The sequence below is a fragment of the Haloglomus salinum genome, from assembly GCF_024298825.1.
In the GTDB taxonomy this organism is placed as follows: domain Archaea; phylum Halobacteriota; class Halobacteria; order Halobacteriales; family Haloarculaceae; genus Haloglomus; species Haloglomus salinum.
The window spans coordinates 1,695,134-1,709,518 of record NZ_CP101153.1 but is presented as its reverse complement, the minus strand read 5'-3'; the positions used below and the strand labels follow the sequence as shown (position 1 = coordinate 1,709,518).

At 70.4% G+C, this 14,385-nt stretch carries 16 protein-coding genes; 10 read left to right on the top strand and 6 right to left on the bottom strand.

All coding sequences use genetic code 11. From position 1 onward, the window contains the following. Positions 1–310 precede the first annotated feature (310 nt). Complete coding sequence (gene trpB / locus NL115_RS08280; RefSeq protein ID WP_254832709.1) at positions 311–1,477, top strand: tryptophan synthase subunit beta; 1,167 nt, start codon at positions 311–313, stop codon at positions 1,475–1,477. Positions 1,478–1,540: 63 nt separating this feature from the next. Here the strand turns inward: trpB and NL115_RS08275 are convergent, their stop codons facing one another. Then, a complete protein-coding gene (locus NL115_RS08275) occupies positions 1,541–2,215 on the bottom strand; it encodes an RNA ligase partner protein (protein ID WP_254832708.1) in 675 nt (224 codons plus the stop codon). 135 nt (positions 2,216–2,350) lie between these two features. Between NL115_RS08275 and NL115_RS08270 the strand changes: the two genes are divergently transcribed. The 3 genes from NL115_RS08270 (at position 2,351) to NL115_RS08260 (ending at position 5,163) form a co-directional block, all read left to right on the top strand. Continuing rightward, positions 2,351–3,517 carry an RNA ligase gene (locus tag NL115_RS08270; RefSeq protein WP_254832707.1) on the top strand — a complete coding sequence of 389 codons (1,167 nt, stop codon included), beginning with the start codon at positions 2,351–2,353 and terminating at the stop codon, positions 3,515–3,517. 138 nt (positions 3,518–3,655) lie between these two features. Then, positions 3,656–3,967 carry an Htur_1727 family rSAM-partnered candidate RiPP gene (locus tag NL115_RS08265; protein WP_254832706.1) on the top strand — a complete coding sequence of 104 codons (312 nt, stop codon included), beginning with the start codon at positions 3,656–3,658 and terminating at the stop codon, positions 3,965–3,967. Next, a complete protein-coding gene (locus NL115_RS08260) occupies positions 3,964–5,163 on the top strand; it encodes a TIGR04347 family pseudo-SAM/SPASM protein (protein ID WP_254832705.1) in 1,200 nt (399 codons plus the stop codon). The genes NL115_RS08265 and NL115_RS08260 overlap by 4 nt, the downstream gene beginning before the upstream one ends. Positions 5,164–5,213: 50 nt before the next feature. Here the strand turns inward: NL115_RS08260 and NL115_RS08255 are convergent, their stop codons facing one another. Continuing rightward, on the bottom strand, positions 5,214–5,735 hold the full coding sequence (locus NL115_RS08255) for a GNAT family N-acetyltransferase (protein WP_254832704.1): 522 nt from the start codon (positions 5,733–5,735) through the stop codon (positions 5,214–5,216). Between the two features lie 336 nt (positions 5,736–6,071). Here NL115_RS08255 and NL115_RS08250 point away from each other — a divergent pair, with 336 nt between their 5' ends. Together NL115_RS08250 and NL115_RS08245 are read left to right on the top strand one after the other, a co-directional pair. Then, positions 6,072–6,323, top strand: a complete 252-nt coding sequence (locus NL115_RS08250) for a DUF2249 domain-containing protein (RefSeq protein WP_254832703.1) — start codon at positions 6,072–6,074, stop codon at positions 6,321–6,323. Continuing rightward, positions 6,320–6,661 carry a CGCGG family putative rSAM-modified RiPP protein gene (locus NL115_RS08245; RefSeq protein ID WP_254832702.1) on the top strand — a complete coding sequence of 114 codons (342 nt, stop codon included), beginning with the start codon at positions 6,320–6,322 and terminating at the stop codon, positions 6,659–6,661. The genes NL115_RS08250 and NL115_RS08245 overlap by 4 nt, the downstream gene beginning before the upstream one ends. A 30-nt stretch (positions 6,662–6,691) precedes the next feature. On the opposite strand, the gene NL115_RS08240 is transcribed toward NL115_RS08245, so the two are convergent. Continuing rightward, on the bottom strand, positions 6,692–7,354 hold the full coding sequence (locus tag NL115_RS08240) for a helix-turn-helix domain-containing protein (RefSeq protein ID WP_254832701.1): 663 nt from the start codon (positions 7,352–7,354) through the stop codon (positions 6,692–6,694). A gap of 97 nt (positions 7,355–7,451) precedes the next feature. On the opposite strand from NL115_RS08240, the gene NL115_RS08235 reads away from it, so the two are divergent. The 3 genes from NL115_RS08235 to NL115_RS08225 all read left to right on the top strand — a co-directional run bounded on the left by NL115_RS08235 (position 7,452) and on the right by NL115_RS08225 (position 9,390). Next, the gene (locus tag NL115_RS08235; protein WP_254832700.1) at positions 7,452–8,585 is read left to right on the top strand and encodes a TIGR04053 family radical SAM/SPASM domain-containing protein; all 1,134 of its coding nucleotides are present in this window, start codon (positions 7,452–7,454) and stop codon (positions 8,583–8,585) included. Positions 8,586–8,735: 150 nt separating this feature from the next. Next, positions 8,736–9,050 carry a hypothetical protein gene (locus NL115_RS08230; protein WP_254832699.1) on the top strand — a complete coding sequence of 105 codons (315 nt, stop codon included), beginning with the start codon at positions 8,736–8,738 and terminating at the stop codon, positions 9,048–9,050. 79 nt (positions 9,051–9,129) lie between these two features. Then, on the top strand, positions 9,130–9,390 hold the full coding sequence (locus tag NL115_RS08225) for a DUF2249 domain-containing protein (RefSeq protein WP_254832698.1): 261 nt from the start codon (positions 9,130–9,132) through the stop codon (positions 9,388–9,390). A gap of 18 nt (positions 9,391–9,408) precedes the next feature. Here NL115_RS08225 and NL115_RS08220 read toward each other — a convergent pair whose 3' ends face one another. Continuing rightward, positions 9,409–10,140 (bottom strand): CPBP family intramembrane glutamic endopeptidase, encoded by a 732-nt coding sequence (locus NL115_RS08220; RefSeq protein WP_254832697.1) that lies wholly within the window; start codon positions 10,138–10,140, stop codon positions 9,409–9,411. A 75-nt stretch (positions 10,141–10,215) separates the two neighbouring features. After that, the gene (gene trxA, locus NL115_RS08215; RefSeq protein WP_254832696.1) at positions 10,216–10,629 is read right to left on the bottom strand and encodes a thioredoxin; all 414 of its coding nucleotides are present in this window, start codon (positions 10,627–10,629) and stop codon (positions 10,216–10,218) included. Between the two features lie 196 nt (positions 10,630–10,825). Between trxA and mutS the strand changes: the two genes are divergently transcribed. Then, entirely contained in the window at positions 10,826–13,579 is a 2,754-nt protein-coding gene (gene mutS, locus NL115_RS08210) for a DNA mismatch repair protein MutS (RefSeq protein WP_254832695.1), read from the top strand. Between the two features lie 263 nt (positions 13,580–13,842). Here mutS and NL115_RS08205 read toward each other — a convergent pair whose 3' ends face one another. Next, positions 13,843–14,307, bottom strand: a complete 465-nt coding sequence (locus NL115_RS08205) for a DUF3592 domain-containing protein (RefSeq protein WP_254832694.1) — start codon at positions 14,305–14,307, stop codon at positions 13,843–13,845. Positions 14,308–14,385: the final 78 nt, after the last annotated feature.

Here is a 14,385-nt window from a genome sequence, read left to right as displayed (position 1 = left end):
CAGAGCGGGCCGCGGCGGAGGACGGTCGCGGCGGCGGGCCCGGCCTCGGCACCTCGACATCCCGAGTGAGACGGGGCCCGCACTCACCTCGTACGTTCGTCTCCGGGCCGGTAGCGCTGTTGCCCGAATAGACCGGGGTGTTTATCCTGAACGGCGAACGCGCGGAACGATGGTGTCAGAGCCTCACGTGGACGGTCACGGGGGGTGTGACGCCCATACGGGGTCGACGGGGCACGCCGCGTGTGGGCGCCCGCACGAACGATACTACCGATGGCAGTAGGTTTTACATCCGTGCGCTCGCCCCCGCTGTATGGCAGACCCAGGCACGTTCGAGGGGTACGGCGGTCGACACGTCCCGGAACCGCTGGAGGAGCCGCTCGCCGAACTCGCGGGCGCGTTCGACCAGCTGAAAGAGGACGAGGCGTTCCAGCAGGAGTTCGAGTACCTGCTGGAGCATTTCGGCGGGCGGCCGACACCCGTCTTCCACGCGGAGACGCTCAGCGAGCGCTACGACGCGAACATCTACTTCAAACACGAGGACCTGCTCCACGGTGGCGCGCACAAGCTCAACAACACGCTCGGGCAGGCCCTGCTCGCGAAGCGGGCGGGCAAGGAGCGACTCATCGCCGAGACCGGCGCCGGCCAGCACGGCACCGCGACGGCGATGGTCGGTGCCCTGCTGGACCTGGACACGACGGTCTACATGGGCCGGCACGACATGCAGCGCCAGGAGATGAACGTGTTCCGGATGCGGCTGATGGGCGCCGACGTCGAACCGGTCGAGCGCGGCAACGAGGGGCTCGCCGAGGCCGTCGACGCCGCGATGGAGGACCTCGTCGAGAACACCGAGGAGACCCACTACCTCGTCGGCAGTGCGGTCGGCCCGGACCCGTTCCCGCGGATGGTCCGACATTTCCAGTCGGTCATCGGCCGCGAGGCCCGCGAGCAGGTCCAGGAACTGCACGGTGACCTGCCGGACGCCTGCGTCGCCTGTGTCGGTGGCGGCTCGAACGCCATCGGTCTGTTCCACGCGTTCAAAGACGACGACGTGGCGTTCTACGGCGCCGAGCCGGCGGGCAAGGGCCTGGATTCGGGCCACCACTCCGCGCCGCTCTCGGCCACCGAGCGCGAGGAACCCCAGGTGTTCCAGGGGATGAAGACCCACGTCATCGACGAGGAGACGGAGAACCATTCCGTCTCCGCGGGGCTCGATTATCCGGCCGTCGGCCCCGAGCACGCCGCGCTCCAGGAACTCGGGCGCGCAGAGTACCACGGCATCACCGACGACGAGGCGATGGCCGCGTTCCGCGAACTCAGCGAGTCCGAGGGCATCATCCCCGCCCTGGAGCCGAGCCACGCCATCGCGCTGGCGTGCAAACTGGCCGAGGAGGACCGCCACGACACCCTGCTCGTGAACCTCTGTGGCCGCGGCGACAAGGACATGCAGACCGCCGCGGAGTATTTCGACCTGAGCTAGACGGGACGGGCCAACGGGCCCGTCGACGAGCACCACCGGGACCGGACTGCCCGCTCCGGCCCGTCACTCGGCCTGGCTGTCGCCACCCGTCGCCCGGAGGTACTCCTCCAGCAGCGTCGGGAAGCGCCCACCGCGGACGTACCGGAGGCCGAACTCGTTTGCCCAGCTGATGACGCCGCGGTCCTCGGTCACGACACCGGCGTCGAGTTCGCGCGCGAGGATGAGGAGGTCGAAGTCCTCGCGGGAGTCGAGCACGCCCTGGCGGAGCGCCCGCCGGTACTTGTCGCGCATCTTCGAGAGGATGCGGTCGGCCTCGGTCACGTAGTCGTTCCCTTCGGCGGTCAGCGCGTCGGGGTCGAGCTGTTCGACCTCACGGAGCGCCTCCTCGCTCACACGCAGCCCGCGGTCGACGCGGCCGGACATCTCGTCGATGAACTCGTAGACGATGTCCGCCGGGATGGTGACCCCATAGCGGTCCGGACTCTTGCGGACGACCCAGGTGTCGAGCCGCTCGAACACCTCCTCGCTCACCTCGCGGTCACGGAGCATCGTCGTCAGCTCGTCGTGGATGGAGGGCGGCATGTAACAGGAGATGTTCAGCTCGAGCCGTGCGGTCGCCACCAGGTCCAGCAGCCGGAGCACCGCGTCCTCCAGCGACTCCTCGTCCTCGCGGATCTCCTCCGTGATGAACAGCGACGTGTCGAGGACGAACTGCTGGCGCGGGAGGTCGCCGGGCATACCTGGGGGTTGCGGGCCGGTGTACAAAGGTATCACCCCGCCCCAGGGGTGCTCCGGGCGGCCTGCGGTCGGTCGTCCCACGCCCCCTGGGAACCACCCCCGTTACTTTTCAGCGGCTGTGGCCTCCCCTGGGACATGGACGAAGCGTGGTTCGACCGGCTGGACTCGACCGCCGACGAGCCCGCGGAGCTGTTCGAGCACTTCCGCGAGCGCGAGTTCGAGGGACTCACGTACCACGCGCTGTCGGCCGCCCGGCACGGCGTCGAGCGCGGGACCGTCGTGCTCGGGGACGGCACCGTCGTCCGGGGCTATCCGAGCGTCGCGCGGGTCCTCGCGCTCGACGCCGGCCTCCGGTCCGTGTTCGACCCCGACGAGACCGTCCACGTCGAGGAGAAGCTCGACGGGTTCAACGTCCGCATCGTCCGCGTGGACACGGCTGACGAGGCGAGTGGTGACGCCGAGGATGCCGACGGGACGACGGTCCTCGCGTTCACGCGTGGCGGGCACGTCTGTCCGTACACGACCGTGCTGGCCCGCGAGCGGCTGGAGACGGCGGCCTTCTTCGACGACCATCCCGGGCGGATGCTGTGTGCCGAACTCGTCGGGCCCGAGACGCCGTACACGACCCACGACTACGACGGCATCGAGACGAACGCGTTCCGCGTCTTCGGCGTCCGCGAGCGTGCCGCCGGCGTGCCGCTGCCCGTCGCCGAGCGCCGCGACCTCTGTGACCGGTACGGCTTCGCCCAGCCGCGGCTGTTCGGCAGCGCGGAGCCGGCGGCCGCCATCGAGGTGGTCCGCGAGGCCATCGCCGACCTCGACGCGGCCGGCCGCGAGGGCGTCGTGCTGAAGGCCGACGACGGCCACTCGATGGTGAAGTACACGACCGAGGCCCAGCACCACGACGAACTGGCGTACGCCTTCTCGCTCCCGTTCGATCTGGGGCAGGACTTCGTCTTCTCGCGCATCGTCCGCGAGGCGTTCCAGGCCGCCGAGTTCGACGAGGACGACGAGCGGCTCCGCGAGCGCGCCCACGACCTCGGGGAGTCCATCCTCCTCCCGTTCGTCGAGACCATCCACGACGTTGCGACCGACGAACCGGTCGGCGAGCGCCACACCGTTCGCGGCGACCCGGATACCGTCGAGGCGTTGCTGTACCACCTCGGCCAGCAAGGGCTCTCGGTGGAGATAATCGACGACCGCTGGGAGGACGGCGAGCGGGTCGTCGAGTTCGTCAAGGCCGCCGCGGCGACCCGCGACCGCGTCGAGTACTACCTGGAGGGCGGGACGTACGACGAGTAAGCGGGCCGGCGGCGGGCGGGCCGCCCCTCGCAGCCACCCCTCCGTTTCCGGTCGAACGCCGTCACGAGGCCGCCATCGTTCCCACGCCCTGGGAGCCGGTGGCACCATCAAGGTGGGTCCGGTCCCTCCGCCCGTGTGATGACGGACGAAGGTGACGCGCCGGACGAGCGGACTCGCTCTGACACCGGACCGGGGTGGACCACCGTCGACACCCCGCGGTCGGACGGCGAGCCGGAGTGGGAGCTGTTCCTGCGCGAGTCGCCGACCGAACCGCTCCGTCACGCCGGGAGCGTGACGGCGCCCGACCCCGAGGCCGCCCACGAACGGGCGACCGGGCTGTTCCCCGAGGCAACGACGGTGTGGTGTTGCCCGGCGACCGAGGTGTCCCGGGTCACGACGCGCGACCTCGGTGCGGGGTACCGGACCGAGGCTGGGGGTGAGCCGTCGTGATATCCATCAGCAAACTCCTCTACGACCTCGACGCGGCGGGCGACGGCCTCCGGTACGGGGCCGACTCCGACGCCGAGCAGATCCGCGAGCGCCGGCAGGAGCACCCGGTCGTCGTCTGGAACACGACGAAGCAGTGCAACCTCTCGTGTGCGCACTGCTACGCCGGCGCCGACTGCGGCTCGGCGCCCGGCGAACTCACCACGGCGGAGGGGAAAGCGATGCTCGACGAACTCGCCGCCTACGGGGTCCCGGTCGTCCTGTTCTCCGGCGGCGAGCCGCTGGTCCGGGACGACCTCCCGGAACTCGTCGCGCACGCGAGCGAGGCGGGGCTACGGCCCGTCCTCTCGACCAACGGGACGCTCCTGACCCGCGAGCGGGCCCGCGAGCTGCGGGACGCCGGCCTCGCGTACGCCGGCGTCTCCGTCGACGGCGGGCGCGAGACGAACGACGCCTTCCGGGGGGAGGCGGGCGCCTTCGACGCCGCGGTCCGGGGCATCGAGGCCTGTCTCGATGCCGGCCTGAAGACGGGCCTGCGCTACACCGTCACCGAGCAGACCGTCGACGACATCGCCGACGTGGTCGACCTGCTGACCGACGTGGGCGTCGACCGCTTCTGCTTCTACCACCTCGCCTACGGCGGCCGTGGGGTTCCCGAGGCGGACCTCACTCCCGAGCGCCGGCGCGAGGCCATCACGGAGCTGGTCGAGTTGACCCGCGAGTACCACTCTGGCGCCGGCATCGAGACGCTGCTGGTGGGCAACTACTGCGACGCCGCGTACCTCGTCGAGTACGCGCGCGAGGCGTTCGGCGAGGAGCGCGCCCGCCGGGTGCGGCGCTACCTCGAGCGCAACGGCGGCGACCCGGCCGGCGAGCGCGTCGCGGACATCGACTACCTGGGGAACGTCCACGCGACGCAGTTCTGGCAGTCCTACAGCCTCGGCAACGTCCGTGACCGTCCGTTCGGCGCCATCTGGGACGACGAGTCGAATCCCCTGCTGGGCCGTCTGCGCGACCGCCCCGCCAGCCTCGGCGAGCAGTGCCGGTCGTGTGCGTACGCCGACATCTGCCGCGGGGCCTCACGGCTGCGTGCGCTGACCGTGACCGACGACATCGCGGCGACGGACCCGCAGTGCTACCTCACGCCGGCCGAGCGCGGCGCCGGTACCCCGGCGGGCGACGGCGGGGCGGCCGATTGAGAACGGCGGACTGAGCGGCGTCGGGAGCGTTGGCGGGCCGCAGGAGGCTGTCAGAGCCGCTTCGACATCCGGAGGTCGCTGCCGGTCGGGTCGTCGACGGTGAACCCCGACTTCTCGTAGAGGCCGCGCGCTCGCGTGTTCCCCCAGGTGACCAGCAACCAGACGTTCGCGACGCCCTGCTCGCGTGCGTGGTCGAGGCCCGCATCGAGGAGCCGCGAACCGATGCCGGCCTCCTGATGTGCCTGGTGGACGAATATCGCGAGTTCGTGGCCACCGTCCCCGTCGGGGACGAACACGACGTGTCCGACAACCCGGTCCCCGTGCCAGGCCAGGACGGAGGGGCCGTCCAGCACGCTGTCGAGCCACGACTCGATGCCGTCCGTCCGGACCGGGGGAATCCCCTGGGCGCGCTGGGCCGGGTCGAACGACTCGTACATCCCGACGAGCGCGTCGCGGTCACTCGGCTCGTACGGTCGGAACCGTATCTCCCGGCCGTACTCGTCCTCGAACGCCTCGCGAACCGACGGACCCCATCGACCGCCCGACGACGGGGCACGGCGCCCTTCGATCATGCTACCCACCCCGAGTCTCGCGCCGCACCTGTGTCCGGCTGTGCGCCGCTGGGGGCACGCCACGCGGCCCGCGCAACGGGGGGTCTCAGGGAAGCCATCACTACACCTGTATAGGAACCGTCAACTGAAATGTCCTTCGGAGGAAACAGTGTAAGAGTATATGCGGATTAGTACCCAATAGTGTAAACAACCCCTCGGAACGGAAGGGCAGTGTACCGAGTGTGCGAACGGGGCGGCGAGCCGAGCAGCGCCCGCGGACCCGGGGTCGCCGACGCCCCGCCCCCGAACATCTTCGGGCGAAGGCCCAGGCTGCTGGCCCTCGGAGCATGGGCTGTCATGAGCACCGAACTCGACATCCGCGACCTGCCGCCAGCCGAGCGCCACGACCGCATCCACGAGACGTTCACCGAAATCCCGTCGGGCGAGGCGTTGACCATCATCAACGACCACGACCCGCAACCGCTGTTCTACGAGTTCCAGGCCGAGGTCGAGGCGTTCGACGCGGACGGTTACGAGGTAGAGCGCCGCGGCGTCGAGGAGTTCGTCGCGACGCTCCCGAAGCTCCCGGCCGAGGAGGTGGAGGGATGAGCGCCGACCGCGCGCACGACCTCGACGCGGTCGACCCGGACGACGCCGTGGTCGTCGACCCCGCGGACCCCGCGCTCGCCGAGGACCACGACGGCTCCTGGTCGGTCAATCTGGAGCAGCCGGTCCACGCCGACGACCGTGGCCGCCTCGTCCGTGCGGCGCTGCTGGCGGTCGAACGGACCGCCCCCGGCTACCACGTCAACCTCGTCACGCACGGTGACCACGGGCATCCCGAGGGCTACCTCGACGCGGAGCTGGACGCCCGTGACCTCGACCACGAGTTCGTCGAGCGCTGTGGCTGTGGCGGCTTCGTCACCCGGGTCCACGTCCGGGAGTGACGGTACGAAGGTCGGTCGGCGGGTCGGTGGCTACGGGCCGGGCGGCTCCACGTCGAGGTCCGTGTCGAGCCGGTCGGCGACGAACGCCTTGATGACCGACTCCTCGGCGCGGTGGAGGAGCTCGCTCAGCGTCGAGTTCGCCATCTCCAGCTCGTCGGCCAGCTCGGAGAGGGTGGCCGTCCGCGGCGTGTCGTAGTAGCCATGCTCCAGCGCGGCGAGGAGGGTCTCGCGCTGCTTCTCGGTCAGGGGGGCGGCGGCCTCGACGGACTCGTACAGCCGGTCCAGCGAGTAGGTGACACCGAGGTCGTCGAACGCCTCGCCGAGCGCGGCGATGCGGTCGCGCGAGGCCGTCAGCTCCAGGCTGGCCCGACCGTCGCTGATATCGACCGGGAGCGAGAGCGGCACCCCGGACGCCTGTACCGACGCGAGCAACAGCGGCTGCGAGGTCTCGAACTGGATGACGACACCGTCGGCCTCCTGCCGGATGGGTTCGACGGCCATCACCGCCGGCGCGTCCCGCAGCCACGCGAGGACGCCGTCGGGGTCGTCGGTCCGGACATCGACCAGCCCGAACCCGTCCTCGTCGCGGGGGACCGCGGACAGTACCCGGAACGTCGCGTCCGGGAACTCCCGGGAGACCGCGCCGATCCAGATCGCCGGCGGCAGTGTGACCGTCAACTCGGCGTGGGGCATTGCCTCCTCTCTGGGCCCCGCTGCCCTAAACGATGCCCGTTCCCATCGTGTGGGACTGGGCCACACCGTTGGTAGGATTCGGACCGTACCGGCGCCCATGCGACCGTCCGAACTCGACACCGACCGGCGGCCGTTCGTCCTCGTCTGGGAGGTGACACAGGCGTGTGACCTCTCGTGTGACCACTGCCGCGCGGACGCCCAGCCCGCCCGCGACCCCCGGGAGCTGTCGACCGGCGAGGGGAAGGCGCTACTCGACGACGCGGCTCGCTTCGGCGACGACCAGCTCGTCGTCCTGTCGGGCGGCGACCCGATGAAGCGGCCGGACCTGCCCGAACTCGTCCGGTACGGCACGGACGCCGGCTGCCGGATGACGCTCACGCCATCGGGCACCGACGGGCTCGACCGCGAGACCCTGGCTGCGCTCCACGGGCGAGGGCTCCAGCGGCTCGCGCTCAGCCTCGACGGCGGCGACGCCACGAGCCACGACGCCTTCCGCGGTGAGGTGGGGAGCTTCGAGACGACCGTCCGTGCAGCCGAGCACGCCCGCGAACTCGGGCTCCCGCTGCAGGTCAACACGACGGTCTTTGCCGACACCGTCGAGCAGTTGCCGGCCATCCGCGACCGCGTGCGCGAGCTAGGTGCGGTGCTCTGGTCGGTGTTCTTCCTCGTCCCGGTCGGCCGGGGGGCGACCCTGGATTCCATCTCGCCCGAGCGTGCCGAGCGCGTCATGGACTGGCTCCACGACGTGAACGACGAGGCGCCGTTCGCCGTGAAGACGACGGAGGCGCCCTCCTACCGGCGCATCGGTCTGGAGCGGTTGCGTGACTCCGCCCGGCCGAACGGCGGCGAGGTCCCCGACATCCCCGGCAGCGGGATGGACCGACGGCTCGGCATCGTCGCCGGGGACGGGTTCGCCTTCGTCAGCCACGTCGGTGAGGTCTACCCGTCCGGCTTCCTCCCGGAGGCCGCCGGCAACGTCCGCGAGGGGTCCGTCGTCGACATCTACCGCGATTCGGAGCTGTTCCGGCGCCTGCGCGACCGCGATGCGCTCTCCGGGAAGTGCGGGGCCTGCGAGTTCCGCGGCGTCTGTGGGGGGAGCCGGTCCCGGGCGTACGCCCACACCGGCGACCCGCTCGCCAGCGACCCGCTCTGTGCCTACGTGCCCGAGGAGTACGACGGACCGCTGCCCGGTCCCGAACACGAGAGTGCCGATTTCGCCAGCGGAGATTGATACTTGATCGGAATCGTATAGATAAGTCCCAAATGGCAGATATATAACTACAATCCCCACCATTCTAGTGATATTCTTCGTTTCGGTCGCGCTTGCGCCCGAAGATGTTCGGGAAGGAGCCTTCATCGGTTGCCGTCGGCCGTTCGCGTGATGACCCCGAGGACCGACCGCGGCGCCGACCTGCGCGACCTGGCCGCCGACGTGGCCGAGGACCCGGCGGTCGCGGACGCGTGGCTGGCGAAGAGCTTCACCGACCGGGTGCTGGTGGTGACGGTCGAACCGGACGCGGCGTTGCCCGACGGCATCCGCGAGCGGCTCGCGGCCAGCGGCCTCCGGGGCGCCAACGAGGTGTACGATTCGGACGGTCCGGACCCGTCGGGGATGGGCACCGCCGGCGAGGGCCGCCGGCACCGCTTCGTGGACGTGCGGACGCGTGGGGAGTACCAGTCGTACGTGGTCGAGTAGCAGCGGGGAGCGCGGCCGTCGACCGGACCCGAACACGTTCGGGGCAACCGCGAGGGGATGGGGCCGCCTGGTCCCGGATATGTCACGCGCCAGGCGACTACCGGAGTTCGAGCACGCGCCGACCGACCGCCCCCGCGAGCGGCTCGACCACGTCGAGGCGGGCCCGCCGACGCCCCTGAAGGAGACGCTGGAGCGGCTCGTCGAGCTCCCGGACGAGACGGTCCTCGTACAGTTCAACGACCGCGCACCACAGCACCTCTATCCGAAGCTGGACGACCGCGGCTACGAGTTCGAGACCGTCACGGCCGACGACGTGGCGGTGACGGCCATCTGGAAGTGAGTCGGAGGCGACGCCCGCTCACACCAGCCGCGTCAACAGCAGGCCGCTTCCGAAGATGAGGGCGTTGTAGCCGCCGTGGGCGGCCATCGCCGCGACCACCGAGCCGGTCCGCTCGTAGAGCCAGCCAAAGGAGAGGCCGACGAGGAGGATGACGCCGAGCGAGAGCGCCGCGCTCGGTCCCGAGGCCACCACGAGCGTCGGAACGTGGACCAGCGCGAACAGGACGCCGGCACCGAGGATGGCGCCGGTCGCCGAGAACCGCTCGCGGAGGTACTTCTGGATGGTCCCGCGGAACAGCAACTCCTCGGCAGGACCGACGACGAGGAGCGACGCCGGAATCATCACCGCCAGCAGCGTCTCGACCGGGATGGGCGTGTCGACCAGCGACGGGGGCGAGGGGTCGAGGCCGAGCGCCACCGCGCCGGCCACCACGACGGTCCGGAACGCGAACGCGCCGAGGGTGACGGCAGCTACCATCCCCCACGCGCTCGGCAGCCCACGGTCGAAGTACGCCATCCCGCGGTCCGTGATGAGGACGAAGAAGGCGGCCGCGGCCACGAAGCCCGCCTCCCCCAGCACGACCGAGAGGACGAACGTTCCCGGGGTCACCGCCCCGAGGAGGACGGCCGGGAGCGAGAGGATGGTCGACATCAGGACGCCGAAGACGGTGAGAGCCACGGCGCCACCAGCGTACCACCAGACGGAGCGCTGGTCGGGCGCTGGCGAGGGGGTCGCCGATGCGGCGGGCATGCTCGCACTTCGGCGACCGAGATGAAGAATCCGGTGCCGGCTGTCGTGGGGAGTCCGGCCCGTCGACCGGCTCGCTCAGGTGTACTGCTCGACCAGCGAGGCCAGTTCGCTCTTCTGCTTGACGCCGACCATGCGCTCGACCGGCTCGCCGTCGGCGAACAGGTACATCGTCGGGACGCCCTGCACCTGGTACTGGGTGGCGAGCTGGCGCTGCTGGTCCACGTCGACCTTCGCGACGGTCGCGTCCGTCTCGGCGGCCAGGTCCGCGACGATAGGTTCGAGCATCTTGCACGGACCACACCAGTCTGCGTAGAAGTCGACGAGGACGACACTGCCCTCGTCGAGGAGGGACTGGAACTCGTCGGGGCCGCCGACGTGGACCGGCTCGTCGCGGCCGGGGGTACTGTCGACTCCCGATTCAGCCCGCGATCGCAGTTCCTCGGCCTTCCGTGCTCGTGCCTCCGACAGGTCGCTGTCTGATTCGCTCATCGACACACCGTACTCGCCTGTTAGATTTAAGAGTTTTGCACAAATCCAGCAATACAATCCGGTCGTCGGTTCCTCCTCTCCGGTCTGCGCGGCAGCGCACGGCGAGGTGGCGGCGCCGTTGCCGGGGGACCCCACGGAGTTCAGTTCCACCCCGGAATCCGACCGTTTTTGCCCTCGCCCGCACCACTCTCTTGCCATGACCGACTCGCCCGACGAGGACTGGTTCGGCACCGGCGAACCGACGGAGGCGTCGGGTATCGTCGGCGAGTACGTCGCACTCCGGCGGGAGGCCGAGGCGGACGTGCTGGCGATGCAGATGGGGGATTTCTACGAATTTTTCGGCGAGGACGCCGAACTCGTCGGCCGAGAGCTCGACCTGAAGGTGAGCCAGCGCTCGTCGGGCGGCGAGAACTACTCGATGGCCGGCGTCCCCGTCGACGACCTCGCGCCGTACCTGAAGGCGCTGGTCGAGCGGGGGTATCGGGTGGCGGTGGCCGACCAGCATCCCGTCGACGACGGTCACGAGCGCCGGGTCGACCGGGTCGTCACGCCCGGGACGCTGCTGGACCCCTCCGGCGACGACGCCCAGTACCTCGCGACGCTCGTCCGGGGCGAGAGCGGGTCCGAGCCGACCGTCGGGCTGGCCTTCCTCGACGTGACGACGGGCCGGTTCCACGCGACCGCCGTCTCCGGACCCGAAGCGGAATCACGCGCCCTGACCGAGTGCTACCGGTTCGCGCCGACCGAGGTGCTCCCGGGCCCCGACGCGCGCAACGACGACGCACTGCTCGAACGCCTGCGCGAGTCGCTCGGCGCCGACGGCGGCGAGACACGCCTCACGCTCCACGACGCCGAGGCGTTCGCCCCCGGCCGCGCGAAGCACACCCTCCGCGAGCAGTTCGGCGACGGCGCGGCCGACAGCGTCGGCCTGGACTCGGAGCCCGCGATACAGGCCGCGGGCGCCGCGCTCGCGTACGTCGCGGAGACGGGCGCCGGCGCGCTCGCCTCCGTCTCGCGCATCCAGGCGTACACGCCCGACGACCACGTCTCCCTGGACGCGACGACCCAGCGCAACCTCGAACTCACCGAGCCGATGACCGGCAACGGCCGGTCGCTGTTCGACACGCTCGACCACACGGAGACCAGCGCGGGCCGGCGGCTGCTGAAGGAGTGGCTCGGTCGGCCCCGCCGGGACCGTGCCGAGCTGGAACGAAGGCAGGGTGCGGTGGCGGCGCTCGCCGCCGACGCGATGGCCCGCGACCGCCTGCGCGAGCGGCTCGACGGAACCTACGACCTCGAACGGCTGGCCTCGCGGACCGCCTCGGGCAGTGCGGGCCCGGACGCGCTGTTGCGGGTGCGCGAGACGCTCGCCGAGTTGCCGACGCTGGTCGACGCGGTCGAATCCTCGCCCCGCCTGGCCGACTCGCCCGTCGCCGACCTGTTCGCCGACCTCGACGGCGAATCGGCCGCCGAGGTCCGGGAGGAACTGGAGGCCGCGCTCGCCGACGACCCGCCCAAATCGCTGACCGCGGGCGGTCTGATTCGCCCCTCGTACGACGAGGAACTGGCCGAACTCGTCGAGCGCCACGACGAGGCCGCCGAGTGGCTCGACACGCTCGCCGACCGCGAGAAGCGCGAGTACGGGCTCACCCACCTCTCCGTCGGCCGCAACAAGACGGACGGCTACTACATCCAGGTCGGGAAATCGGAGAGCGACGACGTGCCGGAGCACTACGAGGCCATCAAGACGCTGAAGAACTCGGAACGGTTCGTCACCGAGGAACTGGAGGAGCGCGAGCGCGAGATAATGCGCCTGGAGGAGCAGCGCGGCGACCTCGAGGCCGAGGTCTTCCGCGAGTTGCGCGAGTGGGTCGGTGGCGAGGCCGACCTCCTGCAGGCGGTGGGTCGGGCGTTCGCGGAACTGGACACGCTCTGTGCGCTCGCCGAGCACGCCGTGCGCAACGACTGGACGCAGCCCGAGTTGACCGACGAGGACGTGCTCGACCTGCAAGCGGCCCGCCATCCCGTCGTCGAGCAGTCCGTCGAGTTCGTCCCCAACGACCTCCGGCTGGACCGCGACCGGCGCTTCCTGCTCGTGACGGGGCCGAACATGAGCGGCAAATCGACGTACATGCGCCAGGCCGCGCTGGTGACGCTGCTCGCGCAGGTCGGTTCGTTCGTGCCCGCCCGCGAGGCGCGCGTGGGGCTCGTGGATGGGGTCTACACGAGAGTGGGGGCGCTCGACGAACTCGCGCAGGGTCGCTCGACGTTCATGGTCGAGATGCAGGAGTTGAGCAACATCCTGCACAACGCGACCGAGGACTCGCTCGTCATCCTGGACGAGGTCGGGCGCGGGACGGCGACGTACGACGGCATCTCCATCGCGTGGGCCGCGACGGAGTACCTCCACAACGAGGTCCGCGCCAAGACGCTGTTCGCGACCCACTACCACGAACTCACGAGTCTGGCCGAGCACCTTCCCCGCGTCGAGAACGTCCACGTGGCCGCGGAGCGCGACGGCGTCTCCGCGAGCGAAGCGAGCGGAGGCTCGCCGGACTCGTCCGGCGGTGACGTGACGTTCCTCCGGACGGTGCGCGACGGCGCGACCGACCGCTCCTACGGCGTCCACGTCGCGGACCTCGCGGGCGTGCCGGCGCCCGTGGTCGAGCGCTCGCGCGACGTGCTGGACCGGCTCCGCGAGGAGAAGGCCATCGAGGCGAAGGGGTCGGGGTCTGAGACGAGCCCCGACGAGACCGTCCAGGCCGTCTTCGACCTCGACGGCGGGGAGTTCACCGACGGTGCGACCGCGGATGGCGGAAGCGACCCCGAGGCGCTCGACCCGACGACCGAATCCGTGCTGGAGGAGCTACAGGGCGTCGATGTCGAGGATACGTCTCCCGTGGAGTTGCTCTCGCGGGTGCAGGAGTGGCAGCGCCGACTGGATGACTGACCACGGGACCGCTGGACAGCGCCGACAGACCCCCAATCTCCCCCGCCGGCTTCCCGGATTACAGTCGGGGCAGCGGCTCACGAGGCAACGGCCTTCACCACCCAGGCAGCGAGGATCGCCGCCGAGTTCGGCAATCGGGCCAACGACGCCGACGGGCAGCGAGGCGAGGGGACGACGAGCGCGAACCGCCACGCACCGGGGGGCGTGCGGACACGATGGGGTGGCACCTGCATCAGTCTCCGGGTACTCGGCTCGATGCCACCCTACTCCCGGAACGCCGAGTACACCGTCCCGAGGACGAACAGGAGACCGAACCCGATGACGAGGAACGGCGTGTTGCTGCTCTCGTGTCGGAGGAACGCGTCACCGGGGTCGTCACGGGGGACGTAGGCCGTCACGGTGGCGCCCTGTTCGTACCCCTCCAACTGCGCCCTGGCGGCCCCCTCGCTGTTGAACGTCCGCGGAATCTCCCCCGGATACACGTTCGAGGCGGTGTAGTTCGTCCCCTCGTAGCTGTAGTCGAACGTCGCCTGCGGGCTGTAACTCGTCCCGCGCCGTTGCTGGTTCGTCTCGACGCCGGTGGAGACGATGGTGGCGTTCACCGTCGTCGCGGACTCCAGCGCCGACGTCTGCTGGGTGTAGTCGTAGACGCCGTACCCCATCGCCCCCAGGCCGACGAGGAGGGCGAGTGCGATGCCGAACGGTCCCGATGGGCCGTTGATCTCCATACCGGCGACGGGGCGGGAGCCGAGAAAAGGGAGGGACCACTGTCTCTGGTGCTGCAGTCCCTTGTCCAGGGAGACCCA